Here is a 24,995-nt window from a genome sequence, read left to right on the forward strand (position 1 = left end):
GCCAGAACCGACTGGCGAACAGGACAGGAGAGGGCACGTGAGGGCGACGACCGAAGCACGTCAGGCATTCGCCGACGACATGTTCCTGCGCCGCCACCGCGGCCTGGGTGCACCCGTGATCAACCAGCTGGTCTGGTGTTTCGAGCGTGCCCCGGAGGAGGACGCGGTGCGGGCGCTGAACGCTGCGCTCGCTCGCGGCGCACTGGCTCGCCGGGCGCGTGCGGCGGTGCTGCCCGCCGCGCGGGGCCGCTGGGTGGCGGACCCCGTCGAGCCGCCGCTCGAGGTCACCGCCACCCCGCTGACGACCGACGGCCTGCGGGACTGGGTCGAAGCCTGCGGCCGGGTGCCGCTGGACCCGCGCTCGCCCGGCGACGGCTGGCGGCTGTCGCTGGCCAGGCTGGACGACGGCGGCGCGGTGCTCTCGCTGGTCGTGCCGCACGCCGTCGCGGACGGCAGCGCCATGGTCGACGCGGTGGTGCGTGCCGGGGCCGGACGGCCGTTGGAGCTGCCGGCCGAGACACCCCGCCTCCTGCGGCCCCTCGCCGATGCCCGCGACGTCGCCGGCCAGCTCGGCGAGGTCGCCCGGTGGGCCGCCCCCGGCCTGCGCCGGATGCGGAAGCGCCTCGGCGGCGGGCCCGTCGAGACACCGGCCCCCGCGCCCGCACCGCCCGCGCCGCCGGCCCCGCGGCAGCTCCCGGCCGAGGGCGCCGGGTGGCAGCCGTCCTGGCTGGTCGCCGAGGTGGACGCAGCGGCCGTGCAGGCCCTGGCCACCACCCTCGGCGGCTCGGTCAACGCCTGGTTCGCCGCCGCCTCCGCCGGCCTGGTGCGCCGCACCGGCCGGTTCACGGAGACCGACGTGCCCGTGGCGCTGCCGGTGAGTGGCCGCGGCAGCGAGGACCTACGCGGCAACGCCACCCGCATCGCCCGGGTGCGGCTGGAGGACCGGGCGCTGCGCGAGAGTCGGCTGGACCTGGTCAAGAAGCAGTGCCGCACCGCCTATGCCGACCTCGAGCACGCCCGGGAGCCGCTGCCGCTGGCGCTGGTGCAGATGCTGCCGGACGCGGCCGTGCGCCGGTTGCCGCCCGCCCCCGCCGCAGCCGCCCTGGCCTCCAACGTCGGTGTCCTGCCGCCGGAGTTCACCACGATCGGCGGGGTGGGTGCCCGCAGGGTGATGGCGCTGGTCCACCAGCAGCAGCTCACTGTCGAGGAGGCAGCGGCCACCGGAGGCGGACTGATCACGTTCCTGGTCGGCGCCGGGCAGCGGCTCTCGCTCACCGTCGCCGCGTTCGACCCCTTCGCCGTCAGCGACGCCGCCGCGCTGCGCGAGATCGTCCAGGCCGAGCTCGCGCACTGGCAGTCGTTGGCCGGCACCGACCTGGGAGTGCGGCTCTGGTGAGGCCGGGGAACCCGCCGGGCCGGGGCGAGGCAGTCTCAGTGGGCGCGCTCGAGCGCGTCGATGGCAGCGGCCAGTGCCTCGACCTCGGGCACCACCCGGTCGGCCACCGTGCGGGCACGCTCCCGGACGCCGTCGGCCAGCACGCGTCGCAGCGCGTCGGTGAGCCGGCCGACGTCGAGGGAGCGGAACGCCATGCCCTCGCCGACACCGGCCTGGTGCAGCAACCGCGCCCACAGCGGCTGGTCGGCGCTGAACCAGCAGACCACCTGCGGCACGCCCGCGGCGAGCACGGCACCGGTGGTGCCCGCCCCGCCGTGGTGCACGCTGGCCAGGCAGCGGGGGAGCACGGCCGCGTGGTCCAGCTCGCGTCGTACGACGAGGCGACCGGAGGAGACCGCGGGGATCTCGCTCCAGCCGGTGCCCCACACGATGGGGGTGCCCAGGCGCTCGGCGACCTCGTCCAACACCCGCAGCAGGGCCGCGGGGTCGGGCACCGGCATGCTACCGAACCCGACGTGCACCGCACCCTCACCCAGGGCTCGCTCGAGCTCGGGGTCCTCGACCCCTCCCGCGTCCGGGGCAATCCCCTGGGCGCGGGAGGACATGACATCCCCCGGCACGTCGGCCGGGACATCGGCCGTGCGCACGGGGCGCAGGTAGCCCACGAAGGGCCGCCGTGGTCCCCAGCGCTCGGCCAGCTGCGGCATCAGCACCGGGTCGTAGGCCTGCACCTCGAGGGCGCCCCGCTCGGCGAGGCGCTGCGGCAGGCCGACCACGGCCGGCGCCAGCCCGAGCGCGGCGCGCTGCCGGTTCTCCCCGGCGCGGGTCAGCTGCCAGCGCAGCCGCTCGCCGACGCGCCAGGTCGCGGCCGTCAGCCGTGGACCGCCGTTGCGGGGCAGCAACCCGACCACGTCGTTGGCGCGCACCGGCGCGTAGTGCAGCGCCGCGAAGCCGCAGCCGACCCGCTCGGCCACCGCGGAGCCGACCTCCTGGCCGAGCAGCCCGGTCAGGACCACGTCGGCGCCCTCAGCCAGCTCCAGCAGTCCGGTGCGCAGCTCGTCCCAGCCGTGCACCGACACCTCGCGCACGGCCGCGACCCGCTCGCGCGGGTCGCGCGAGCGCATCCGGGTGCGCACCAGGTCCGAGCGCAGCAGCTCGGCGCTGTCGACCCCCAGCGGCACCGCCGTCAGTCCTTCCCGCTCGGCCAGGTCGAGCAGGTTCGGCGCCACGCCGAGCGTCACCTCGTGACCTCGCTCGCGCAGCCCGCGGGCCAGCACCAGCCCGGGCTGCACGTCGCCCCGGCTGCCCACCAGCCCCAACGTCACCCGCACCGCGACCCCCACCCGCTCCCCGACCAGAGGAGACCCATGCCTGTGCAGGAACCGGCCGTGCGCGGCCGCGCCGTCCGCTCCGTGACTCGCCCGCCCATGCGGGTCAAGGTAGGGCACCGCGCCCGGCGCGGTGAGGAGTGCTTGTGGTGAGCCCGGCCACGCCCGCCATCGACGTGCGCGGCCTGGTGAAGTCGTACGGCGCGCACCGCGCCCTCGACGGTATCGACCTGCAGGTGCCGGCCGGCGGCGTCTTCGCCGTGCTCGGGCCCAACGGCGCCGGTAAGACCACCCTGGTGCGCGTGCTGTCCACGCTGCAGCGCGCGGACGCCGGGACGGTGCGGGTGCTCGGCCACGACGTCGGCACCGAGCCGGCCGCGGTGCGCGCCCGGATCGCGGTGACCGGCCAGCACGCCTCGGTCGACGAGGCCCTGACCGGTTGGGAGAACCTCACCCTGTTCGCCCGGCTGCTCGGGCTGTCCCGGGCGGCCGCTCGCCGTCGGAGCACCGAGCTGTTGGAGGAGTTCTCGCTCACCGACGCTGCGCGTCGGCCGGTGCGCACCTACTCCGGCGGCATGCGGCGCCGGCTCGACATCGCCGCCAGCCTGATCGCGGACCCGCCGCTGGTCTTCCTCGACGAGCCCACCACCGGGCTCGACCCCCGCACCCGCGAGGAGATGTGGGCCACCGTGCGGACGCTGGTGGACCGGGGGACGACGGTGCTGCTGACCACGCAGTACCTGGAGGAGGCCGACCGCCTCGCCTCCCGGGTCTGCGTGGTCGACCGCGGCCGGATCGTCGCCGACGACACCCCGGCCGGTCTGAAGCGCTCGCTGGGCGGGCTGACCCTGGAGCTCACGCTCGCCGACGCCGCCGACGCGCCCCGCATGCACACCCTGCTGCTCAACCTGGGTGCCACCGACGTCGAGGCGGCCCCCGGCGGGCTGCGGCTCAGCGCCGGACTGGTCGAGCTCGCCCAGCTGCGTACCGTGCACGCGGCGGCGGAGGCGGCCGGCATCGAGATCGACGAGCTCGGTGCCCGGCGTCCCACCCTGGACGAGGTGTTCTTCTCGCTCACCGGTCCCTCCGGCACGCTGCGGGAGGTGCCGGCATGAGCCCGGTGACCGAGGCGCGACACCTGCGGCCGCGCCGGGAGCGGGGGCCCGGCGGGCTCGCCGCCGTCGGGCAGTCGCTGAGCCTGGCCCGGCGCGGGCTGCTGCTGATCCGGCACGACCCGCAGCGGCTCTTCGACGTGCTGTTGCTGCCCATCGTCGCCACGGTCATGTTCGCCGGCGTCTTCGGCGGCGCGGTCGCCGGCAGCATGCAGGCCTACCTGCCGCAGCTGGTGCCCGGCGTGCTCGCCCAGATCGCGGTGGCGGCCTCCGTCGTCACCGGCGTGCAGCTGCGCGACGACATGGACCGCGGGGTCTTCGACCGGCTGCGGACGCTGCCGATCAGCCGGGTCGCGCCGTTGGCCGGGTCGCTGCTGGCCGACGTGGTCCGCTACGTCATCGCCGGCGCGATGACGCTCGCCGTCGGCGTCGCGCTGGGCTACCGGCCCGAGAACTGGCCAAGACTGCTGGCCGGCTGCCTGCTGGTGGTGTTCTGCGCGTTCGCGATGAGCTGGATCTTCGCCTACCTCGGTGTCGTGCTGCGGTCGGCGCAGGCGGTGCAGGGCACCTCGATGCTGGTGCTGATGCCGCTGTCGTTCCTGTCCAACGCGCTGGTGCCGCCGCAGTCGATGCCCGGCTGGATGGAGGTGATCGCGGAGGTCAACCCGCTGAGCCACCTGGTCACGTCGCTGCGCAACCTCGCCGCCGGCGAGCCCGCCGGGCAGGACGTCGCGCTCACCCTGCTGGGCGCCGGCGTGATCCTCGCCGTCGCCGCCCCGCTGACCGTGCGCGCCTACGTGCGCCAGGCCCGGTGAGCGTGGTGGGCTCGGTGAGCCAGGTGAGCGGCGCGCTGCGGCGCCGCCTGCCGGTCGACCACGCCCGCGCCAACCGGCTCACGCCAGACGACGACCTCTTCCTGCGGGCCCGCCGGGTGCTGGGGATGCCGGTGCTCAACCAGATCGTGTGGCGCTTCGACACCGAGCCGGACCCCGCCGCTGTCCGCGCGGTGCACCGCGGCCTCGCGGCCGGGCCCTGGAACCGGCTCGCCGTCGCCGGCCGGGTGCCCGGCGCCCGGCCGCGATGGGTGCGGGGCGTCGCCGCCCCGCTGCGCCTCGACGCCGAGCCGGTGCCCGCCGACGCGGTCACCGCCTGGATCGAGGAGCACGCCGCCACCCGGCTCGACCCCGTCGTCGGCCCCACCTGGGAGCTGCGGCTGGCGGTCACCGAGACCGGCGAGAGCCTGATGTCGCTCGTCGTCGGCCACGAGGTCTGCGACGGCGGTGCGCTGATCGGCGCGGTCGTGGCCGCCGTCGAAGGCCGCACCCAACCCGTGCTGCCTGCCGAGCACGTCCAGGTCCGGCTGCGCGACGACGTGCGCGACGCGCTGCACCTGACCCGCTCCGCCGTGCACGGCCTGCGCCGAGCCCGCGCCCAGCAGCCGCCTGCGCGCGACGCGGGCGTGCTCACCTCCGACCAGCAACCACCGAGCCCACCGCGCGGCGGGGCCGACGCGACGCCGTACCGCCCGGCGAGCATCGCGGTCACCTCACCGGCCGCCGAGTGGCACCGGGTGGCCGCCGAGCACGGCGGCACCGCGAACTCGCTGCTCGTCGCCGTGGTCACCGAGGTCCTCGGCGTCGCGGGCCGGGTGCCGCCGGGTGCCTCGGTCAAGGTCGCGCTGCCCGTTGACACCCGCGCCCCCGGCGACCTGCGCAGCAACGCGACCACCGGGGTGTCCATCGTCGTCGACACCGAGCCGGGCGGGGAGCCCGCGACCGCGCGGGTGGGCGACCTGGGCACAGTGCGCGCCCGCGCCCGGCAGGCGTTCGCCGGGCTCGCGGCCGGCACCCGCATCGACCCGATGGAGCCGCTGCAGCCGCTCGTGCAGCTGCTGCCGGACCCAGTGGTGCGGCGGGTGGCGAGCCGGATCGCGGCCCCGCTGTGCCTGTGCTCGAACCTCGGCCGGCTCCCGGAGCCGTTCGCGGCGCCCTTCGGGCGACTGGCCAGCGCGGTGCTGATGCGCTCGGTCACCCAGCAGGTGACCCCGGACATGATGCGCAGCCGCCGCGGCGGGCTGACCGCGTGGTGGAACCAGACCGGCGACACGGTCACCCTGGGGCTGCTCGGCATGGACCCTGACCTGTGGCCGGACGCCGCGTCGCTGTGGGCCGACGTCGACCGCGTCTACGACCGCTGGGGGCTGGCGCCGCGGCTCTGGTGAGGGAGACGGGAAAGCCCCCGCGAGGCGTACTCGCGGGGGCTTTGTCCGTGGGTCCTGCTCGCTGTGCCCGCCCGGGCCCGGGCACACCGGCGTCGTGATCCGTCCTTGTTGGTACCCAGCAGCGGGCGGCTGAACCGTCGAGCGCCGGTTTTCCTTCGGAGCAGGCGCTCGACGAGTCCGACGAGACCACCGGGCCCCGGATGCGGCAACGACTGACACAATCGCCGGGTGAGTGATCCCACCCCGACCACCACGGACGTGCTTGTCGTCGGCGCCGGGCCGGCCGGCGCGGCCGCCGCCGCCTGGGTCGCGCGCGCCGGGCTCGACGTCGTGCTCGCCGACGCTGCGGTCTTCCCGCGCGACAAGACCTGCGGTGACGGGCTCACCCCGCGGGCGATCAGCGAGCTGGAGCGGTTGGGGCTGCGCGACTGGGTGCGGGCCCACACCGTCAACCACGGGCTGCGCGCCCACGGCTTCGGCCAGACGCTGCACCTGCCGTGGCCCGGCGGCGGCCTGCCCGACTGGGGCAGCGCGGTGCCGCGCACCGAGCTCGACGACCACCTGCGCACCCTCGCGCTCAAGTCCGGCGCGGTCGGCCTCGACGGGGCCCGCGCCGTCGACGTACGCATGGACGGCGACCGGGTGGCGGCGGTCGTCTTCAAGGTCTCCACGGCCCCAGGCGGCGGCGCGGGCGCGACCAGCGAGCTGCGTGAGGTCGCCTGCCGCCACCTCGTCGTCGCCGACGGCGTGCGCTCCCCGCTCGGCAAGCTGCTGGGTCGGGAGTGGCACCGCGACACCGTGTACGGCGTCGCCGGACGCACCTACGTCACCTCCACCCGCGCCGACGACCCCTGGATCTCCTCCCACCTGGAGCTGCGCGGGGAGGACGACGAGATCCTCTCCGGCTACGGCTGGGTCTTCCCGCTCGGTGCCGGCAGCGGCGAGGTCAACCTCGGCGCCGGCACCCTGGCCACCGCCAAGCGGCCCGCCGACGTGGCGATCAAGCCGCTGATGAAGGTCTACGCCGACCGCCTGCGCGAGGAGTTCGGCCTGGGCGCCGAGCTGCGCGCCCCCGCCTCGGCGCTGCTGCCGATGGGCGGCGCCGTCTCCAACGTCGCCGGGCGCAACTGGGCGCTGATCGGCGACGCCGCCGCCTGCGTCAACCCGCTCAACGGCGAGGGCATCGACTACGGGCTGGAGACCGGCCGCGTCGTCGCCGAGCTGCTCGCCGACGCCACCGGCCGAGCCGACGACCTCGACCTGGGCACCGTGTGGCCGGACCTGCTGCGTGAGCACTACGGCGAGTCCTTCTCGATCGCCCGTCGTCTCGCCGGCCTGGTCACCGTGCCCCGGCTGCTGCCCGCGCTCGGCCCGGTCGGGATGCGCTCGGACCTGCTGATGACGCTGGCGCTGCGCTGGATGGGCAACCTGGTCACCGACTCCGACCGCGACCGGGCCGCCCGGGTGTGGCGCTGGGCCGGCAAGGCGTCGCTGGCCCGCGACGCGCGCCCGCCGTTCTCCTGACCGACCCCGACCCCGACCCGTGTCGCGTCCGGTGATCCGTAGGCTGGAGGGATGAGGAGGGGCGAGGCAGCACAGCGCGTCCAGCGCCTGGCCGCCTATGCGGTGATCGTGCGCGACGGCCAGATCCTGCTGTCCCGGCTCTCCGAGCGGGTGACCCGCAAGGAGCTGTGGTCGCTGCCCGGCGGCGGCGTCGAGCACGGCGAGGACCCCGCCGACGCGGTGGTCCGCGAGGTCTACGAGGAGACCGGGCTGGCGGTCCAGGTCGAACCCACCGCCCAGGTGTTCTCCACCCACGTCGCCGACTCCTGGCGTCGCGGCCGCCGGGTCGACGCGCACTCGGTGCGCATCGTCTACGAGGGCTGGGTGCCGGCCGACTCGCCCGAGCCGCGGGTCACCGAGGTCGACGGCTCGACCGCCGAGGCCGCGTGGAAGCCGATCGCCGGGGTGCTCGACGGCTCCGTGCCCACGGTCGCGCTCGTCGCGGACGCGTTGGCGTCGTACCGGGTCTGGCAGCGGCAGCGCACGGCCGCCTACGCCTACGTGGTGCGCGACGGAGCGATCCTGCTGACCCGCACCTCCGCACTGGCCCCCGACCCCGGCACCTGGCACCTGCCCGGCGGCGGCATCGACCACGGTGAGACGCCGGTGGACACCGTGCGCCGTGAGCTGTGGGAGGAGTGCGGGCTCGAGGGCGAGGCCGCCGGGCTGCTCACCGTGCTGGACCACCACTTCACCGGCACCGCGCCGAACGGGCGCGCCGAGGACTTCCACGCGATCGGCGTCATCTACCGCGCCCGGGTCGGCGACGGCGAGCCCAAGGTGATGGAGACCGACGGCACCACCGACGAGGTCGCCTGGGTGCCGCTCGCCGACGTCGCCGCCGGCCGGTTGAAGGTCTACCGCTCCGTGCTCGCCGCGATCGACGCTGCCGGAGACGCTTCCTGAGCACTACGGTGAACAGATGAGCGATGGAGCCAGCCCCCTGGAGAGCGTCTTCACCTACGCCGCGCCGGCGCTGAAGTTCGGTCGAGGCGCCGCCACCGAGGTCGGGTACGACGTCCGCGGCTGGGGCGCGCGCCGGGCCCTGGTCGTCACCGACCCCGACGTCGCGGCGGCCGGGCACGCCGAGACCGTCGCGGACTCGCTGCGGGCCCACGGCATCGAGGTGGTCGTCTACGACCGCGCCCGGGTCGAGCCCACCGACGCCTCCCTGATCGACGCCGTCGACTTCGCCCGCGCCGAGTCCGGCCGTGCCGGCATCGACGCGGTGGTGGCGGTCGGCGGCGGCTCCTCGATCGACACCGGCAAGGCGGTCGCCCTGCTGCTGACCAACCCCGGCGACCTCATGGACTACATCAACGCGCCCGTCGGCAAGGCCCGCGCCCCCGAGCGGCCGGTGCTGCCGCTGGCGGCGGTGCCGACCACCACGGGCACCGGCAGCGAGTCCACCACGATCTGCGTGCTCGACGTGTTGTCGCTGAAGGTGAAGACCGGCATCAGCCACCCCGCGCTGCGCCCGCGGCTCGCCGTCGTCGACCCCTCGCTGTCGGCCACCCAGCCCGCCGGGGTCATCGCTGCGGCCGGCATGGACATCGCCTGCCACGCGCTCGAGAGCTACACCGCCCGTTGGTTCGCCGACCAGCCCGCCAAGACCGCCGAGCAGCGGGTGCCCTACTGCGGGTCGAACCCGATCTCCGACGTCTGGTCCGAGCGCGCGCTGGGGCTGCTGGCCGGTGCGTTCCGCGCCGCCGTACGACGCGAGCCCGGCGACCCGGCCGCGCCCGCGGACCCCGCAGCAGCGGACGCGATGGCGCTGGCCGCCACCTTCGCCGGGCTGGGCTTCGGCAACGCCGGTGTGCACGTGCCGCACGCCAACGCCTACCCGATCGCCGGGCGGGTGCGTGACTTCCGCCCCGCCGACTACCCGGGCCAGGAGCCGATGGTGCCGCACGGCATGGCGGTGGGCCTGACCGCCCCGGAGGCGTTCCGGTTCACCTTCGACGCCGCCCCGCAGCGGCACCTGCGCGCGGCCCGGCTGCTCGCCGGGGCCACGGACGCCTCCGCGGCCGCCGACGGTCCGGACCTGCTGCCGACGGTGCTGGTGGACCTGATGCGCGACATCGGGCTGCCCAACGGGCTGGCCGCCGTCGGCTACGGCGCCGGGGACGTCGACGACCTGGTCGCCGGCGCGCTGCAGCAGCAGCGGCTGCTGGCCACCGCGCCCAAGGACGTCACCGCCGAGGACCTGGCCGGCGTCGTCGGCGCCTCGCTCGAGCTGTGGTGAGCGGCACCCGCCCACGTGTCCTGCTCGCGCTGGCGACGGCGGTGTTCGTGGTGGCCTGGCTGCTCGCCGCCGCGCTGCTGCCCGACCGGGTGCCGCTGCACTTCGGCGCGGACGGCGAGGTCGACCAGTGGGCGGGACGGTACAGCGCGCTGGCGACCTTCGCCCTCGTCGGGGTCGGCCTCGGCGGGCTCCTGGGCGGCATCGCCGCGGCCAGCGACCGGATCCCGCTCGGCTGGCTGAACACCCCGCACAAGGACTGGTGGACCGCGACCCCGGCGCGCACAGCGGAGCTGCGTCGTCGTACCCGGGTCGAGGGGGAGGTGCTGGCCGCCGCGACCCTGGTGTTCCTGGCGGCGATGGTGCTGGTCACGCTCCGTGCCGCCCGCAGCGCCGACCCGCACCTGGACGCGCTGTTCATCGCGGTCCTCATCGGCTACCTGGTGTTCGTCCTCGGCTGGTCGGTCGCCGTGCACAGGCGCCGTGCGCCCGAGCCGGGCTCGGCTCCTGAGGGTCGCGGGCAATCGGGGGATCGCGTCGCCGGACCGTAGGATCGGGTCGTGAACCCGCGCCAACGTCGACTGATCATCCCGGCCGCGCTGGTGATCCTGCTGCTGATCGTCGTGATCGCCGCCCTGGTCGGCTGAGCGGGACCAACGCATGGCCAGCAGCACCGAGACCCTCGAGGACGGGCTCGCCCGCGTCCGCGCGGACCTGCTCTCCACCGACGCCCTCGTCCGTGCGGTCGCCTCCGGCCGCCGCCGCTCCGAGACCCCGCCGTGGCGGCGCGTCGAGCTGCGCTGGGTCGACCTGAAGGCCGGCACGCACCTGCAGGTGGTGTGCTACGACGCCACGCAGGCGCACACCTCCAACCACGCCCTCGGTGAGGCCGCGGCCGCCGAGGTGGACCGGCTGCTCGCCGAGCCCTACGGCAACTGGACCACCGAGACCACCGAGCACCGGCTCTCGCTGCGGGTCACCAAGAAGGGCGCCGCGGCGGTGCACACCGCCGCCGCCGACCCCGCCGCCGGCGAGGCGCCGGACCGCAGCCACGACCGGGCCAAGGAGCGGATGCTCGCCGAGGACGACACCGTCTTCGCCGCGCTGGGGATGACCGATGCCAAGGGCCGGATCAAGCCGACCCGGATGGCCAAGTACCGCCAGGTCGAGGACTTCCTGCGGATCCTGGACGCCTCCATCACCGAGGCCCGCAGCCGCGGCCGGCTGCGGACCCCCACCCCGGAGCGGCCGCTGCACGTGGTCGACCTGGGCTGCGGCAACGGCTACCTGACCTTCGCCGCGCACCGCCTGCTCGCCGGGCGCCGCGGCCTGCCGGTGCGGCTCACCGGTGTCGACGTCAAGGAGCAGTCCCGCGACCACAACGCCGCCGTCGCCGCCTCACTCGGCATCGACGCGGAGTTCGTCGCCGGCACCATCGGCGACGTCGAGCTCGACACCCCGCCCGACGTGGTGCTCGCGCTGCACGCCTGCGACACCGCCACCGACGACGCGCTCGCCCGCGCGGTCGCCTGGCGTGCGCCGCTCGTGCTCGCCGCCCCCTGCTGCCACCACGACATCGCCGCCCAGCTGCGTCGTACGCCGCCGCCGGCGCCGTACGCCGCCCTGGTCGGCGACGGCATCCTGCGCGAGCGGTTCGCCGACACCCTCACCGACGCGCTGCGCTCGCTGCTGATGCGCAGCCGCGGCTACAAGGTCGACGTGATGGAGTTCGTCGACAGCCAGCACACGCCGCGCAACACGCTGCTGCGGGCGATCGGCGGTGGCGCCGGTGGTGGCGCAGGCGCCGCGGCCGCGGAGCAGGAGTACGACGACCTCGTCGCCACCTGGCAGATCCGACCCCGGCTCGGGGAGCTGCTCGGACCGCGGTCATGACCTCGCCCGCCGACCGGGTTCGTCGGCCGCGCCGGCTGCTCGGGGTGGGCGCGGCGGCGGTGCTGGTCGCGACGTTCGGGATGGGGGCCGCGAGCGCCCCGGCCGACGACGACGTGGCGTCGAAGGTGCTGTTCGCCTTCGCCGACCCCGACATCAACGAGTCCAGCGGACTGGTCGCCCGCGACGGCGTGGTGGTCACCGTCAACGACTCCGGCGACAGCAACCGGATCTTCACCGTCGACCCGGCAGGCGGCGAGACCGTCGGCGTCACCCGCTTCTCCGGCGAGGCGGTCGACATCGAGGCGCTCGCTCCGGCCGACGATGGGGAGGTGTGGGTCGCCGACATCGGGGACAACCTCGGGCGGCGCGACACGGTCCGGGTCACCCGGGTGCCGTTCGGCAGCGGGGAGCGACAGGTCCCCGGCACCGGCTACGACCTCGTCTACCCCGACGGGGCGCACGATGCCGAGACACTGCTCGTGCACCCCGAGACGGGGCGGCTGTACGTCGTCGCCAAGGAGTTCATCGGCCGGCTCTACGCTGCCCCCGAGACGCTGTCCGCGACCGAGCCGAACGAGCTGGAGCCCGTCGGCTCCGTGCTCGGCATCGCCACCGACGGCGCGTTCCTGCCCGACGGGCGGCACCTGCTGCTGCGCAACTACGGCCAGGCCGCGGTCTACACCTGGCCCGACCTGGAGCGACTGGCCACGTTCGCCCTGCCCGCACAGAAGCAGGGCGAGGGCCTCGCCGTCGCCGAGGACGGCTCCGTGCTGCTGAGCTCGGAGGGCGTGGACGCCGAGGTGCTGCGCATCGAGCTGCCCGCCGAGGTGCGCGAGCAGCTCGCGGCAGCGGAGCCGACCGAGCCCGCCGAGCCCAGCGGCTCACCGGACACCGACGCCACGGGCGGGGCGACCGAGGGCAGCCAGGCCGACGGCGACTCCGGCACGTCCCTGCGCGATGTCCTGCTCAGCCCGTGGGTCGTCGGCGGAGGCCTCGGGCTCCTGGCGCTCGCGTTGCTGGTGCGGGCGGCGCGGTCGACCCGCCGCGAGCACTGAGCGCCGGTCGTCGTCGAGCGGTCGAACCGCGCTCCGAGGGGCTCACGGTGGAGCCGTGGGGGAGTGCGGGCATGCCGCAGGCCCCGACGCGGCGGGGTTCTGGGCTGTGCGGAGAGAGGTCAGGCGGCGGGGACGAGGCTGGGGTCGGCAGCGGCGTCGGGCCAGTGGCCGGGTGGGTCGAGCGCCTGGGTGCCGTTCGGGCCGACGTGGAAGAACCAGCCGTGCGGACTTCGCCAGAGCAGGTGGCCTGGCATGAGGACGAAGTAGCGCCAACCGGAGTGGGTCTTGGCGCGGTGGTGCCGCCTGCAGCACGGGAACTCGTTGCACGGGCAGGTCGGGCCGCCGTCGGCGTGCGGGGTGCGGTGGTCGAGGTCGCAGCGCTCGGCGCGCCTGCTGCAGCCGGGGAACCGGCAGGTGGTGTCGCGCAGCTCGACCTGCTTGCGGTGCCGGGCGGGGATCTCGTAGCGGTCGACGGGGTCGCAGTCGGCCAGGTCGATCACCGGTTGCACGGTGATCGAGGTGGCGGTGCGCAGCCACTCGCGGACCTGCTCCTTGAGCACCGGGCGACGCCCGTCATGCCAGCGGCCGACCGGGTTCTCGGCGTCCATGACCTCGGTGAGCATGGTGTCGGTGATGTGGACCGCGATCTCGGCCTTGCGGCCAGCCGAGCGGACAGTGACCTCACCGGTCTCCTCGTCCGTGGTCAACAGGTCCAGTTCAAGGTCGTTGCGCGCGAGCTCGCCGACGGCGATGGAGCGACGGACGTCCAAGGACTCCTCAGAACCGAACTTCCCCAGCAGCGTTGCTCGGCGGCCGACGGCGTCGTCGAGGTCGGCGGCATCGGCGGCATCGAGGAGGCCGCCGATCACGGTCAGACCGTTCTCGTTCGCCTCACCGACGTCGAAGTGCCGGTGGTCGGCTGCCTCTTTGCGACGGGCCTCGGCGGCCTCAGGGTCGTGGCGCAGGATCGCGGTAGCGACGATGCGGTCCATCTCCGCCCAGCCGACGCGGCCTACCCGGGCGGCCACCTGGCGGTCCACGAACCCAGCGGCATCGGCGTTGAGGCTGCGGGTGAGGTCGGCGACCCGCTCGGCGCGCCAGGTGGCGACCTTCCCGGCCATCACTTGGCCGTAGAGCAGGGGGAGTCGCCAGGCGCACTCCACGATCCGCCCGACATAGGCCCGTCCGCCGTCGGGTGAGCGGCCCAGCACGGCGATGAGCTCCATCAGGTTGAACTCCGAGACCAGCGGAGCGCCGGGGCCGGCGATGGGGACACCGGTGTCGACGAACGAGTCCCGCAAGGTGGCGGCGTGCTCGGGAGCGTCCACGACGTTCTGGTCGGCCCATGCCACGATCGCCGCCCACTCGCGGGTCTGGGATGCCTGACGGAGCCGGGTCTCGTCGGCAACGGCGGCGAGGAGGTCACCGACGGACTGGCCGTCGAACTCCTCCATCGCGGTGCTGCTCCCGAGATCCATACCTGGATCCTCCCGCAGGGGTCCGACACAACCTCGCCGCCGAAACCGGGTCTGACCTGTTGAAACGCGACCCCACCGAGGAGCCTCGGCCAGCGCAGCAAGGAGTCTCGGTCTGAGCGGATGGCGGGTGGATACCTACCCGGCATGCCGCGCCTTCGTCGTACGTCACCGGACCAGCCGGGGTGGACCCGGCGCCGGGCCGGGCGCGGCTTCGTGCACCTCGACGAGACCGGGCGCCCGCTGCCCGACGAGCTCGCGGATCGCTGCAAGAAGCTGGTGATCCCGCCTGCCTGGAAGGAGGTGTGGATCTGCCCGCACCCCAACGGCCACCTGCAGGCGGTGGGCACCGACGACGCCGGCCGACGGCAGTACCTGTACCACCCGGTGTGGACCGAGCAGCGGGCCGCGGCCAAGCACGAACGGGTGCTCGGCTTCGGCCGCGCCCTGCCGCGGCTGCGGGAGAAGGTGACCGCGGACCTGGCCGAGCAGAGCGACCAGATCCGCTACACCAGCGCGCTGGCGGTGCGGATGCTCGACCTCGGCTGCTTCCGGATCGGCAACGACGTCTACAACGCCGAGTACGGCAGCTTCGGGCTGACCACGCTGGGCCGCGAGCACGTCCGACGCCAGGGCGGGAAGCTCATCTTCGAGTTCGTCGGCAAGTCCGGGGTCGAGCACCACGTCGAGATCGACGACCCGATCGTGGTGCCGGCCTTGGAGCGGCTGCGCCGGCGCCGCAACGCCGAGCGGCTGTTCAGCTACTGCTGTGACGGGACGTGGCGCTCGCTGAGTGGCAGCGACGTCAACGACTACCTGCGCGAGGCGAGCGGGGTGGACGCCACCGCCAAGGACTTCCGCACCTGGCACGCCACCGTGCTGGCCGCCGCCGGCCTGGCCACCGCGCCGGGCCCCGAGGCGAGCAAGACCGCCCGCAAGCGCGCGGTCGCCGGGGTGATGCGGGAGGTCGCCGACTTCCTCGGCAACACCCCCACCCTGGCGCGCTCCTCCTACGTCGACCCGCGCATCGTCGACCTCTACGACGAGGGCCGCACCATCGCGAACGCCGTACGACGCAAGCACCCCGACCCCGACACCCGGCAGCTGGCACTCGAGCGGGCCACGCTGCGGCTGCTCAAGGAGGACTGAGAAAAACACCGACGGACCCGGTCGCCCGGGCCCGTCGGTGGGTGCAGGTCACTGCATCGATGTTCAGCCCAGCTTCTCGACCACGTAGTCGATGCAGCCGGTCAGCGCCTCGACGTCGGCGGGGTCGACGGCGGGGTACATCGCGATCCGCAGCTGGTTGCGGCCCAGCTTGCGGTACGGCTCGGTGTCCACGATGCCGTTGGCGCGCAGCACCTTCGCGACCGCGGCGGCGTCGATGGCGTCGTCGAAGTCGATGGTGCCGATCACCAGCGAGCGGTGCTCGGGGTTGGCGACGTACGGCGTCGTGTACGACGTGCGCTCGGCCCAGCCGTACAGCGCGTCCGAGGAGGTGGTCGTCCGCTCGACCATGCCGGCCAGACCGCCCTGGGCGTTCATCCAGTCCAGCTGCTCGGCCATCAGGAACAGCGTGGCGACCGAGGGGGTGTTGTAGGTCTGGTTCTTGCGCGAGTTGTCGATAGCGGTCGGCAGGTCGAAGAACGGCGGGATGTAGCGGTCGGTCGCGGCGATCTCCTCGGCGCGGGCCAGCGCCTTCGGCGACATCGCGGCGATCCACAGGCCACCGTCGGAGGCGAAGCACTTCTGCGGGGCGAAGTAGTAGGCGTCGACCTCGTTCAGGTCGACCGGCAGGCCGCCGGCGCCCGAGGTGGCGTCGACGAGGACCAGCGCGTCGTCGTCGATGCCGGCGGGCCGGACGACCGGCGCCATCACGGCGGTCGAGGTCTCGTTGTGCGCCCAGCCGTAGACGTCGACGCCCTCCTCGGCGACCGCGTCGGGCCGCGAGCCCGGGTCGGAGGTGATCACGGTCGGCTCGGCGAGCCAGGGCGCCTTCTTGACCGAGGAACCGAACTTCGAGGAGAACTCGCCGAACGACAGGTGCTGGCTCTTGTTGCGGATCAGGCCGAACGCCGCGATGTCCCAGAACGCGGTGGCGCCGCCGTTGCCCAGCACGATCTCGTAGCCCTCGGGCAGGCTGAACAGCGCGGCGAGGCCCTCGCGGACGCGGCCGACCGTGTTCTTGACCGGCGCCTGCCGGTGCGAGGTTCCCATCAGCGTGTCGCCGGTCGCGGCGAGCGCGTCGAGGTGGCTGGTCTGGATCTTCGACGGGCCGGCACCGAAGCGGCCGTCGGCGGGCTTGAGGTCAGCGGGGATCTGGATGGCGTCAGTCACGGGGCAACCTTCTCAGAGTGCGGGGGAGAGGCTGACGACGCTGTCAGGATCTGCGGTGTCCTCAGTGTGACAGGCCGGTGACGCACGCGATAATCGACTCCTCATGGACCAGCCCCTCGCCGCGAAGCACCCTCAGGCGCACCCCCTGACGCTCCGCGTCGTCGGTTACGGCCACCCCGATGCCACCGCGCTGATCGCCCGGGTCCAGGCCGAGTACGTCGCGCGCTACGGCTCCCCGGACGAGGCGCCGATCGACCCGGCCCTCTTCGATCCGCCGGCCGGGCTGTTCCTCCTCGCCTACGACGGCACCACCCCGGTGGCCACCGGCGCCTGGCGCCGCTCGCCCGTGCGGGCGCTGGGCGGGACCAACGCCGTGGAGGTCAAGCGGATGTACGTCGTACCGGAGCACCGCGGGCGGGGCGCGGCGCGAGCCGTGCTCGCCGAGCTGGAGCGCACCGCCGCGGACGCCGGGCACGACCTGGCCGTGCTGGAGACGGGGTTGAAGCAGCCGGAGGCGATCGCGCTGTACCGCAGCTGCGGCTATGTCGAGGTGCCCGGCTTCGGGCACTACGCAGGCTCCCCGCTCTCGCGCTGCTTCGGCAAGCGGCTCTGACCAGCCGGCTGCGGGCGCCTCAGCCCGACGCGTGGGCGGAGTCGACGACGAGGGCGGCCACCGCCGCGGCGTGGGTGCCGCAGAAGTCCGGCGCGGCTGCCTCGGCCGTCGCGTCCAGGTCGAGCAGCAGCCAGAACCCATCGGCGTCGACCTGCAGGAAGCACCGGCTGTCCTGACCGCCCTGCACGTAGCCGGTGTGCTCGCCGACCGGGACCGTGCTCTTGCCTTCGGTCAGCACGGCCTCCGACGGTGGTCGCCACAACATGACCTCGAGCGACTCCCGGTCCGTGCTCCAGGTGCACTTCGGCCGCCGGGGGTCGGCATCGTCGGGCTCGGCGACGACGTCCCGGCCCGTGTCCTGGCCCGTGTCCTGGCCCGTCTCCCGGTCGAGTCCCAAGGCCTGGGCGACCTGGTCCTCGGTCAGCAACGCGCAGGGGTCGAGCCGTTGCCACCACGTTCCGGTGTCCGCCTCCGCGTCGGCCTCGTCGGATGCGCAGGCGGACAGCGCTGCGGAGCAGACGGCGACCAGGGCGACACCGAGGGTGGCGGCACGTCGAGGTCGGGTCCGTCCGCTCAGGCCAGGCATGCCCTGCACGGTCTCCGGGGAGCGCGGGCCGCAAACCCGGCCGCACCGCGACCCACGGCGACGCCGAAGTTTGCCGGTCACCGGAGCGGGCACGCGTCGGGTCACGACAGCCGTGACGCCTTCGACCTGTGGGGGGACGAGACCGATGTTCGCCGAACCGCTGCCAGAGCACGTGCAGACCAGGCTGCACGCGTTCGAGGAGGCCCTCGTCGACCTGCGCACGCGGCGCGTCCGGCTGGAGGCCATCGAGCTTCCGGACGCGCCGGGTCCCGACCCCGCGGACCTGGCGCGGGCCGCCGGCCGCCCGGACGCGCCCCCGGAGCTGCGTGCCGTCGGACGTGCGGTGGCCGAGGGACGGGCCAGCTGGGACGACGTGCTCGCCGGCCGTGTGGACGCCGCCCCCGAGGTCGGTGCCCTGTTCGCGGCCAGCCGCGAGCGGTTCGCCGAGCTGTGGGAGCGCGGTCGCGCGGAGGACGAGCGGTTGGAGGACGAGCGGCGGGAGTCCGGGAGTCACGACGCCGGCACAGGACGTACGGAAGGGGACGGTCGTGGGTGAGGGGTTCTACGTCGAGGAGGCGCACGTCGCCGGCTACGGCGAGATGGCAGACGAGGTGCACGGACAGCTGATCCGCTGTCTGGTGCACAACCACGAGGCCCGCCCCACGCAGGGCTACACGGGACTGATGTCCGTGCTGTCGGGGCCGCTGGACACCTACGTCAGCAGCATCCACGAGCGGGTCGCGCCGCTGAGCACGCTCGTCGGGCAGCTGCGCAACGAGCTGGTCGCGGCGGCGTGGGACTACCACGGCACGGACCGCTCGGTGTACGAGGAGTTCCACCGCAACCCGCTGATCCCCAGCGACGGCCACGTCACCATCAAGGACTTCCCGAGCGCGGTGGCGTACTCCGCGGGCACCGAGCCGGTGCTGGAGGCACCGGAACACGAGGACCCGCCGATCGCCGCCCTCGTCGACGAGGTGGGCGGTTCGATCAACGTCATCGACTGGGTGATCGAGCACGTCGCCGGGTTCTCCCCGGTCGAGAAGATCGTCGAGCCGCTCTCGGGGAACTGGGCCGAGCTCGAGCGTGCTGCCGAGGTGCTCACCCAGGTCGGCGACGGCTACGAGCAGTGCGCGGCGAACCTGACGGCTCAGCTGGGTCGCCTCGGCGCGCGCTGGAACGGCGGCGCCGCCCTCACCTTCGAGGACCACACGACGCGGCTCGGTGAGGCGATCGCCATCGAGGGACCGATCAACCGGCTCGTGGGCTACGTGCTCACCGAGATCGCCGGCGAGATCGAGGCCGCCGCGGAGTTCATGGTGTCCAGCTTGAAGACCGCGGTGGACAAGATCGGCAAGACGGTGGCGACCGCGTGGGTGCCCGGCGTCGGCTGGTACCGGGTCTACGACACCGCCCGCACCGTGATCGACGTCTTCCTCGAGGCCAAGGAGCTCGTCGAGTCCATCGAGGAAGCCATCGAGCAGGTCGAGGCTGTCCTGGAGGCGGTGAACGACCCGGTCGGGTTCGCCACCGACAAGGCACGGGAGGTGCTGGGCCCCTACCTCGACGGTGCCCAGGTCGCCGGCGACCTCGCGCAGCTCGACCCGAGTGCGCTCACCGACGCGCCCGACACGGCGTACGACGTCGGCGACGCCCCGCGCCGCGCCGGCTGATCGGCCCGGACCCGTCGGACGCAGAGGTGCGGGTGAGGCGCCCAGCACCCCACCCGCACCGACGACCTGCGGCGAACGCCGGTCGTCCCGCTCCTGCGGCGGATCAGCGGATCACGGACAGCGAACCCTCCCCGAAGAGGGGCCCCGTGACGTAGATGCCCTTCCGGCCGACGTCGACGCCGCCGGGCAGCACCAGCTTGCCGGCCGCGAGCTCGCGGATCTTGGTCCGGCCCTTGGCCTTGGTGATCCGGTACAGGCCGCCGATCTCGGCACCCGGGATCGGCGGGTCGGACTCGGCTGCCAGCCAGCTCAGCTTCGACATCGACACCGCGTAGACGGACTTCTTGGTGCCGGCGAGGTCGACGATGCTGGTCAGCCCGTCGGCGTAGCGCCGACACGGGCCGCGGCGCGGCTTCTCCGGGTCGCAGGTGGCGTTGACGGTGCCCGGCTTGATCCGCCACACCTGGGAGGTGCCCGGCGTGGCCGGGAAGCCGCGCAGCTCGCCGACGTACCAGTAGCCGTCGGGGCCGACCGCGACGGACGTCGGGACGGCCTCGCTGGGCACCGGGCCCGGCAGGCCGAGCTCCGGGGGTCCTTCGACGACGCGGGTCTTGAGGCGGGCGACGGTGACCGTCCTGCCGTTCGGCCACCACCGGACCAGGTCGTTGTTGGCGGCGTCGGCGATGAGCACGCTGCCGTCACGCAGCGCGGCGATGCCGAAGGGGTTGGTCTCGCCGGGCAGGTTCTCGAGGTCGTAGGGGTCGGGGTCCTTCGCCTGGTAGGCGACGAGGTCGAGCCTTGCCTTGGGTGCGGCCCAGCCGGGCCGCCACTCGTACAGCGTCGACTCGCCGGGGACCGGAGGGCCGCCGGGCTCCCCGCCGACGCCGGCGAGCACGTAGACCCGGCCCTTCCGCCCGGCAGCCACAGCCGGTGAGCTCCCCGGTACGGCGCCCAGGCGCACGACCTTGGCCGGCTTCTTCTTGCGCCGCTCGATGACGAGGCTGAAGCTGCCGTCGCTCTCGCTGACCAACGTCCGGCCCTTGCCCAGCGTGTCGACGCCGCGGGGTCCGTCGAGACCGCCGACGACCACGCGCGGGTCGGGGTCGGTGTGTCGTGCCTGCGCCGTGCCCGGTGTCGTGAGGGTCGCGGCCAACACCGTGGCCACCCCCACTGCACCGATCGTCGTGAGTCTGCCCATCGGGGCCCTCCCCGGATTGATGGATGTCGGATCGACACCCCAGGCCTACCGGAGCGGCGACGTCGCCGTCATGACCCACCGGGGGGACGACTCGTGGCGCCCGGCACGGTCCTCAGGCGCGGTCGACGACCACGTCCCGCCCGGCCAGGTAGCCGGCGGCGACCTGCGCCAGGCCGAGTGCGACGAGCAGGGCGCAGGGCAGCGACCAGGTGTCGGAGACGTCGTGCAGCACCCCGACGAGGAACGGTCCGGCGGCGGCCAGCAGGTAGCCGATGCTCTGCGCCATCGTGGACAGCGCGGCCGCGCCGGCGACGGTCGTGGTGCGCATCGCGAAGAAGGACAGCACCACCGGGAACACCGCGCCGCCGGCCCCGAGCAACGCCGCCCAGACCCAGGCGCCGCCGGCGGGGGCGAGCCACAGCCCGGCCCAGCCGGCCATGCTCAGCGCGGTCAGCCCCGCCACCAGGTGCCCCTGGTGCCGCAGCCGGCCGGCGATGCTCGGCGCCACGAAGAACAGCGGCACCCCGATCATGATGCTGACCGCCAGCAGCAGGCCGGCGGTCTCGTCGCTGAACCCCGCGGCGGCGTACACGCTGGGCAGCCAGCTCATCATCACGTAGGCGAACACCGACTGGGTGCCGAACAGCACGGTGACCGCCCAGGCGGTCGGGTTGCGCCACAGCGCCAGGTCGCCGCGGGTGTCGTGGGCGCGGCTGCGCCGCCAGCAGTACGGCACCCAGGCCAGTGCCGCGGCGAGCGCGACCACCGCCCAGGCTCCCAGCCCCACCTGCCAGAGGCCGGTGGCGTTCGCGATCGGGACGGTCAGCGCCGCGCCGGCCGCCGAGCCCAGCGCCAGGGCCGCGGTGTAGGCGCCGGTCACCGGACCCACGCGGGTGGGGAAGTGCTCCTTGACGATCGCCGGGACCAGCACGTTGGCGAAGGCGATGCCGGCGCAGGCGACCAGGGTGCCGGCGACCAGCGCCGGGGTGCCGCCGACGACGCGCAGCACCAGGCCGCCGGTCAGCAGCACCAGCGAGACCGCGAGGCCGCGGTCGACCCCGACCCGGCGGGTGAGCACCATCGCGGTGGCGCCGACGCCGGCGAAGCAGAGCACCGGCAGCGAGGTGAGCACGCCGGCCGTGGTGGCGGAGAGCCCCTGCTCCCGCAGGGGGTCGAGCATCGCGCCGAGGCTGGTGATCGCCAGCCGCAGGTTGAGGGCGACGAGCAGCACCGCGAGGGCGAGCAGCACCCCACGGCGGCGCGGCGCCGCGGCCGGGTCGGGCACGGCCTGCAGCCCGATGGCCACCGGATCGCCGGGACGCGGCCGCGCAGCACAGCGGTGCCGCCTCGTCGCGGCCGCGGGACGGACCATCCGACGAGCGTAGGCAGACCCTGATGATCGGAGGGAGACGGAGCCGGTCCGTGCGGCTCTCGCCCGCGAGCCGGCCTCGTGCTCGTGGGTTTCTCGGACAGGTTGCTGCAGACCGGCCCCGCAAAGGCGTCCCGACCGCCACAATGCCCTGGTGACCCGCCTCTCCCTGCGCCGCGCGGCCGCGCTGCTCGCGCTCGTGCTCACTGCCCCCGCCCTCGTGCTCGGCAGCGCCACGCTGCCCGCCCAGGCGACGTCCCCGGCGACGTCCGCCCGGGCGAGCACGACGAGCGTCGAGGGCTTCGTCGACCTGGAGCACCGCGGCGACTACGTCCGGCCCGGCTTCACCCTCGCGTTGTGCCGTCAGGAGTGCTTCGACGCGAAGGGCAACATCGTCCCGGCGCGCACCGGGGCGGCGGGCGTCCCGTTCGTCACGACGGTCGCCGCGGGGGTGAGCGACTTCCGGGTCGACACCACCGGGGCCGCCGAGCTGCCCGCGGGCACCTACCGCGCTGCCGTGCGCTTCGGCGCCGGCAAGGGGTGGGGCTATCTGCTGGTCCCGGCCAAGATCAGCGCGGACGACCTGCTCACTCCCACCTTCTCCCGGGGCACGGCGTGGCAGGTGCGCTCCGGTGTGGTCAACAAGGTGTGGGCCGACCTCGTGGTCGGGCACAAGCCCGGGATCAGGACCGACGTGGGCATCATCCAGTGGCGCGGGGTGAACTATGGCGCGGGCACCTACATCGAGTCCGTCCGCATCGGGGTCTGGGACGCCACCCCCACCACCAAGGTGAGGTTCACGGTCCACGGCTGCCAGGGCAAGGTCGTGAAGACGAAGACGGTCCGCAAGCCGAAGCGGAAGAACTACCGGCTCACCCTGCCGCTGCCGGCCGACAAGGTCGGCGGACGCTTCCGGATCCGGGTGGTGACCACGCAGAAGGGCCTGCCCCGCGAGGTCGTCACCTGGGGGCCGTACACGGCCAAGCAGCGCGGTTGGAAGGCCAATTGCTCGGGCATGAAGAAGGCGAAGAAGGCGAAGAAGGCGCGCGCCGGGCGGTAGCTCTCCCGCCGGCGCCAAGCCGGCACCCGACGGTCTACGGCGGCCCGCCGTACCCGGCCTGGTGATAGTTTCTCGAGGTTGCGCACGACCCCCGGGACCTCGCCCGGCCGGCCCAGGCCGGCGGCGTCGTCCCGGCCGCCCTCCCGAGGGCTGCGCGGCATCTCTTCCGCCGGACGTGCCCGCCCGGCGGCCAGTCCTGCAAGGAGCCCTGCCCCGATGAGTGAACCCGCGGTGCCCGCACGCCCCGCCGAGCCCGACTACCCCGACCACATCGACGGCGCCGTCCTCAAGGTCGCGCTGGTGGTGGTCCTCGGCGCGATCATGTCCATCCTCGACATCACCGTCGTCTCGGTGGCGCTGCCCACCTTCGCCGAGGAGTTCGACAGCTCCCTGGCGACGGTGGCGTGGACGATGACGGCGTACACGCTCGCGCTGGCCACCGTCATCCCCGCCACCGGCTGGGCGGCCGACCGGTTCGGCACCAAGCGGATCTACCTGGTGGCGCTCGCGCTGTTCACCGCCGGGTCCGTGCTGTGCGCGCTGGCGGACTCGATCACGATGCTCATCGTCTTCCGGGTGCTCCAGGGCCTCGGCGGCGGCATGCTGATGCCGCTGGGCATGGCGATGATGACCCGGGCGGCCGGCCCGAAGCGGATGGGTCGGCTCATGGCGATCCTCGGCGTCCCGATGCTGCTCGGCCCGATCAGCGGCCCGATCCTCGGCGGCTGGCTGATCGACATCGCTTCCTGGCACTGGATCTTCCTGATCAACCTGCCGCTCGGTGCGATCGCGATCGCCGCCTCGGCGAAGATCCTGCCCAAGGACGACCCGCACCCCTCCGAGCGCTTCGACCTCATCGGCATGCTGCTGCTCTCGCCCGGCCTCGCGCTGCTGCTCTTCGGAGTCTCCTCGATCGCCGAGTCCGGCGAGGGTGCCTCCTTCGGCCCGCGGGTCTGGGCCTCCGCCTCGGCCGGAGTGGTGCTGATCGTCGCGTTCGTGCTCTACAGCTTCAAGCCCAAGCACCCGCTGGTCGACCTGCGCCTGTTCCGCAACCGGCGGCTGACGCTGGCCACGATCACCATGTTCCTCTTCATGGTTGCGTTCATGGGCGCCGGCCTGCTGTTCCCCAGCTACTACCTGCAGGTGCGCGGCGAGTCCACGCTGACCGCGGGACTGCTCGTCGCGCCGCAGGGCCTCGGCGCGATGCTGATGATGCCGATCGCCGGCGTGCTCGCCGACAAGATCCCGATCGGGCGCACGGCGCCGTTCGGCCTCGTCGCGATGGCGCTGGGCCTGGTCGGCTTCATGCAGCTCGAGGCGGACACGTCGTACTGGGTGCTCAGCGCGGCGCTGTTCCTGATGGGCCTGGGCCAGGGCCTGACGATGATGCCGATCATGACCTCGGCGCTGAAGTCGCTCACCCACGCCGAGGCCGCGCGCGGCTCCACGCTGGTCAACATCATCCAGCAGGTCGGCGGCTCGGTCGGCACGGCTGTGCTCTCCGTCGTGCTCACCGCGCAGCTGGGCAAGTCCAAGGACGTCCCGCTGCCCGACGGCGAGACCGTGACCGAGGCGGAGCTGGCCATCGCCGCGACGATGCAGCCCGGCCTGGCCGAGACGCTGGGCCTGCCACGAGACCTGATCGACCGTGGGCTGGACGCGGCGGCCGGCGCCTTCGGCAACACCTTCGGCATCGCGGTGGTGCTGGTGCTGCTCACCCTGGTCCCGGTGGCGTTCCTGCCGCGCAAGCGGGAGGACGACGCCGCGTCGGACCCGGACGAGGACGTCATGCCGGTGCTGTTGCACTGAGCTCGAGCCCCTGCACCCGGGAACCCTGCGCCCGGGCACCCGTACGACGAACAGCGCCCCACCGG

22 protein-coding genes are annotated in these 24,995 nt (G+C 74.0%); 16 read left to right on the forward strand and 6 right to left on the reverse strand.

Translation table 11 applies throughout. The annotated features are described in order from the left end of the window. The first annotated feature begins 37 nt into the window (after positions 1 to 37). Complete coding sequence (locus KG111_RS02370; RefSeq protein WP_205292245.1) at positions 38 to 1,396, forward strand: condensation domain-containing protein; 1,359 nt, start codon at positions 38 to 40, stop codon at positions 1,394 to 1,396. A gap of 35 nt (positions 1,397 to 1,431) precedes the next feature. Here KG111_RS02370 and KG111_RS02375 read toward each other — a convergent pair whose 3' ends face one another. Continuing rightward, the gene (locus tag KG111_RS02375; protein ID WP_249666269.1) at positions 1,432 to 2,706 is read right to left on the reverse strand and encodes a glycosyltransferase; all 1,275 of its coding nucleotides are present in this window, start codon (positions 2,704 to 2,706) and stop codon (positions 1,432 to 1,434) included. A gap of 167 nt (positions 2,707 to 2,873) precedes the next feature. Here KG111_RS02375 and KG111_RS02380 point away from each other — a divergent pair, with 167 nt between their 5' ends. The 9 genes from KG111_RS02380 to KG111_RS02420 all read left to right on the forward strand — a co-directional run bounded on the left by KG111_RS02380 (position 2,874) and on the right by KG111_RS02420 (position 12,810). Then, positions 2,874 to 3,839 (forward strand): ATP-binding cassette domain-containing protein, encoded by a 966-nt coding sequence (locus tag KG111_RS02380; protein WP_205292243.1) that lies wholly within the window; start codon positions 2,874 to 2,876, stop codon positions 3,837 to 3,839. Further along, complete coding sequence (locus KG111_RS02385) at positions 3,836 to 4,651, forward strand: ABC transporter permease (protein WP_205292242.1); 816 nt, start codon at positions 3,836 to 3,838, stop codon at positions 4,649 to 4,651. The genes KG111_RS02380 and KG111_RS02385 overlap by 4 nt, the downstream gene beginning before the upstream one ends. 14 nt (positions 4,652 to 4,665) lie before the next feature. After that, the gene (locus KG111_RS02390) at positions 4,666 to 6,057 is read left to right on the forward strand and encodes a hypothetical protein (RefSeq protein WP_205292241.1); all 1,392 of its coding nucleotides are present in this window, start codon (positions 4,666 to 4,668) and stop codon (positions 6,055 to 6,057) included. 228 nt (positions 6,058 to 6,285) lie between these two features. Next, a complete protein-coding gene (locus KG111_RS02395; RefSeq protein WP_205292240.1) occupies positions 6,286 to 7,581 on the forward strand; it encodes a geranylgeranyl reductase family protein in 1,296 nt (431 codons plus the stop codon). Positions 7,582 to 7,632: 51 nt separating this feature from the next. Continuing rightward, on the forward strand, positions 7,633 to 8,526 hold the full coding sequence (locus KG111_RS02400; RefSeq protein WP_205292239.1) for an NUDIX domain-containing protein: 894 nt from the start codon (positions 7,633 to 7,635) through the stop codon (positions 8,524 to 8,526). A 16-nt stretch (positions 8,527 to 8,542) separates the two neighbouring features. Then, entirely contained in the window at positions 8,543 to 9,865 is a 1,323-nt protein-coding gene (locus KG111_RS02405) for a hydroxyacid-oxoacid transhydrogenase (protein WP_205292238.1), read from the forward strand. Next, complete coding sequence (locus tag KG111_RS02410; RefSeq protein ID WP_205292237.1) at positions 9,862 to 10,413, forward strand: DUF1648 domain-containing protein; 552 nt, start codon at positions 9,862 to 9,864, stop codon at positions 10,411 to 10,413. The genes KG111_RS02405 and KG111_RS02410 overlap by 4 nt, the downstream gene beginning before the upstream one ends. A 109-nt stretch (positions 10,414 to 10,522) precedes the next feature. After that, on the forward strand, positions 10,523 to 11,755 hold the full coding sequence (locus KG111_RS02415; protein WP_205292236.1) for a class I SAM-dependent methyltransferase: 1,233 nt from the start codon (positions 10,523 to 10,525) through the stop codon (positions 11,753 to 11,755). Next, positions 11,752 to 12,810 (forward strand): hypothetical protein, encoded by a 1,059-nt coding sequence (locus tag KG111_RS02420; RefSeq protein WP_205292235.1) that lies wholly within the window; start codon positions 11,752 to 11,754, stop codon positions 12,808 to 12,810. The genes KG111_RS02415 and KG111_RS02420 overlap by 4 nt, the downstream gene beginning before the upstream one ends. 119 nt (positions 12,811 to 12,929) lie before the next feature. On the opposite strand, the gene KG111_RS02425 is transcribed toward KG111_RS02420, so the two are convergent. Further along, the gene (locus KG111_RS02425; RefSeq protein ID WP_205292234.1) at positions 12,930 to 14,288 is read right to left on the reverse strand and encodes an HNH endonuclease signature motif containing protein; all 1,359 of its coding nucleotides are present in this window, start codon (positions 14,286 to 14,288) and stop codon (positions 12,930 to 12,932) included. 144 nt (positions 14,289 to 14,432) lie between these two features. Here KG111_RS02425 and KG111_RS02430 point away from each other — a divergent pair, with 144 nt between their 5' ends. Continuing rightward, the gene (locus tag KG111_RS02430; protein WP_205292233.1) at positions 14,433 to 15,434 is read left to right on the forward strand and encodes a DNA topoisomerase IB; all 1,002 of its coding nucleotides are present in this window, start codon (positions 14,433 to 14,435) and stop codon (positions 15,432 to 15,434) included. 63 nt (positions 15,435 to 15,497) lie between these two features. Here KG111_RS02430 and serC read toward each other — a convergent pair whose 3' ends face one another. Beyond that, the gene (gene serC, locus KG111_RS02435) at positions 15,498 to 16,622 is read right to left on the reverse strand and encodes a phosphoserine transaminase (protein ID WP_205292232.1); all 1,125 of its coding nucleotides are present in this window, start codon (positions 16,620 to 16,622) and stop codon (positions 15,498 to 15,500) included. A gap of 103 nt (positions 16,623 to 16,725) precedes the next feature. Here serC and KG111_RS02440 point away from each other — a divergent pair, with 103 nt between their 5' ends. Next, on the forward strand, positions 16,726 to 17,235 hold the full coding sequence (locus KG111_RS02440) for a GNAT family N-acetyltransferase (protein ID WP_205292231.1): 510 nt from the start codon (positions 16,726 to 16,728) through the stop codon (positions 17,233 to 17,235). Between the two features lie 19 nt (positions 17,236 to 17,254). On the opposite strand, the gene KG111_RS02445 is transcribed toward KG111_RS02440, so the two are convergent. Beyond that, on the reverse strand, positions 17,255 to 17,821 hold the full coding sequence (locus tag KG111_RS02445) for a hypothetical protein (protein ID WP_205292230.1): 567 nt from the start codon (positions 17,819 to 17,821) through the stop codon (positions 17,255 to 17,257). A 145-nt stretch (positions 17,822 to 17,966) separates the two neighbouring features. Here KG111_RS02445 and KG111_RS02450 point away from each other — a divergent pair, with 145 nt between their 5' ends. Together KG111_RS02450 and KG111_RS02455 are read left to right on the forward strand one after the other, a co-directional pair. Beyond that, the gene (locus KG111_RS02450; protein ID WP_205292229.1) at positions 17,967 to 18,377 is read left to right on the forward strand and encodes a hypothetical protein; all 411 of its coding nucleotides are present in this window, start codon (positions 17,967 to 17,969) and stop codon (positions 18,375 to 18,377) included. Then, positions 18,370 to 19,494: a WXG100 family type VII secretion target gene (locus KG111_RS02455; RefSeq protein WP_205292228.1), complete on the forward strand. Its 1,125-nt coding sequence runs from the start codon at positions 18,370 to 18,372 to the stop codon at positions 19,492 to 19,494. Before KG111_RS02450 ends, KG111_RS02455 begins: the two co-directional genes overlap by 8 nt. Positions 19,495 to 19,597: 103 nt before the next feature. Here the strand turns inward: KG111_RS02455 and KG111_RS02460 are convergent, their stop codons facing one another. Both KG111_RS02460 and KG111_RS02465 read right to left on the reverse strand, forming a co-directional pair. Beyond that, positions 19,598 to 20,692 (reverse strand): ScyD/ScyE family protein, encoded by a 1,095-nt coding sequence (locus KG111_RS02460; RefSeq protein ID WP_205292227.1) that lies wholly within the window; start codon positions 20,690 to 20,692, stop codon positions 19,598 to 19,600. 112 nt (positions 20,693 to 20,804) lie between these two features. Further along, on the reverse strand, positions 20,805 to 22,064 hold the full coding sequence (locus tag KG111_RS02465) for an MFS transporter (RefSeq protein ID WP_205292226.1): 1,260 nt from the start codon (positions 22,062 to 22,064) through the stop codon (positions 20,805 to 20,807). 151 nt (positions 22,065 to 22,215) lie between these two features. Between KG111_RS02465 and KG111_RS02470 the strand changes: the two genes are divergently transcribed. Further along, on the forward strand, positions 22,216 to 23,121 hold the full coding sequence (locus KG111_RS02470) for a hypothetical protein (protein WP_205292225.1): 906 nt from the start codon (positions 22,216 to 22,218) through the stop codon (positions 23,119 to 23,121). Positions 23,122 to 23,337: 216 nt separating this feature from the next. Continuing rightward, positions 23,338 to 24,930 (forward strand): DHA2 family efflux MFS transporter permease subunit, encoded by a 1,593-nt coding sequence (locus KG111_RS02475; protein WP_205292224.1) that lies wholly within the window; start codon positions 23,338 to 23,340, stop codon positions 24,928 to 24,930. The last annotated feature ends 65 nt before the right edge of the window (positions 24,931 to 24,995 follow it).

It is taken from the genome of Nocardioides faecalis, assembly GCF_018388425.1.
Taxonomy (GTDB): Bacteria; Actinomycetota; Actinomycetes; order Propionibacteriales; family Nocardioidaceae; genus Nocardioides; species Nocardioides faecalis.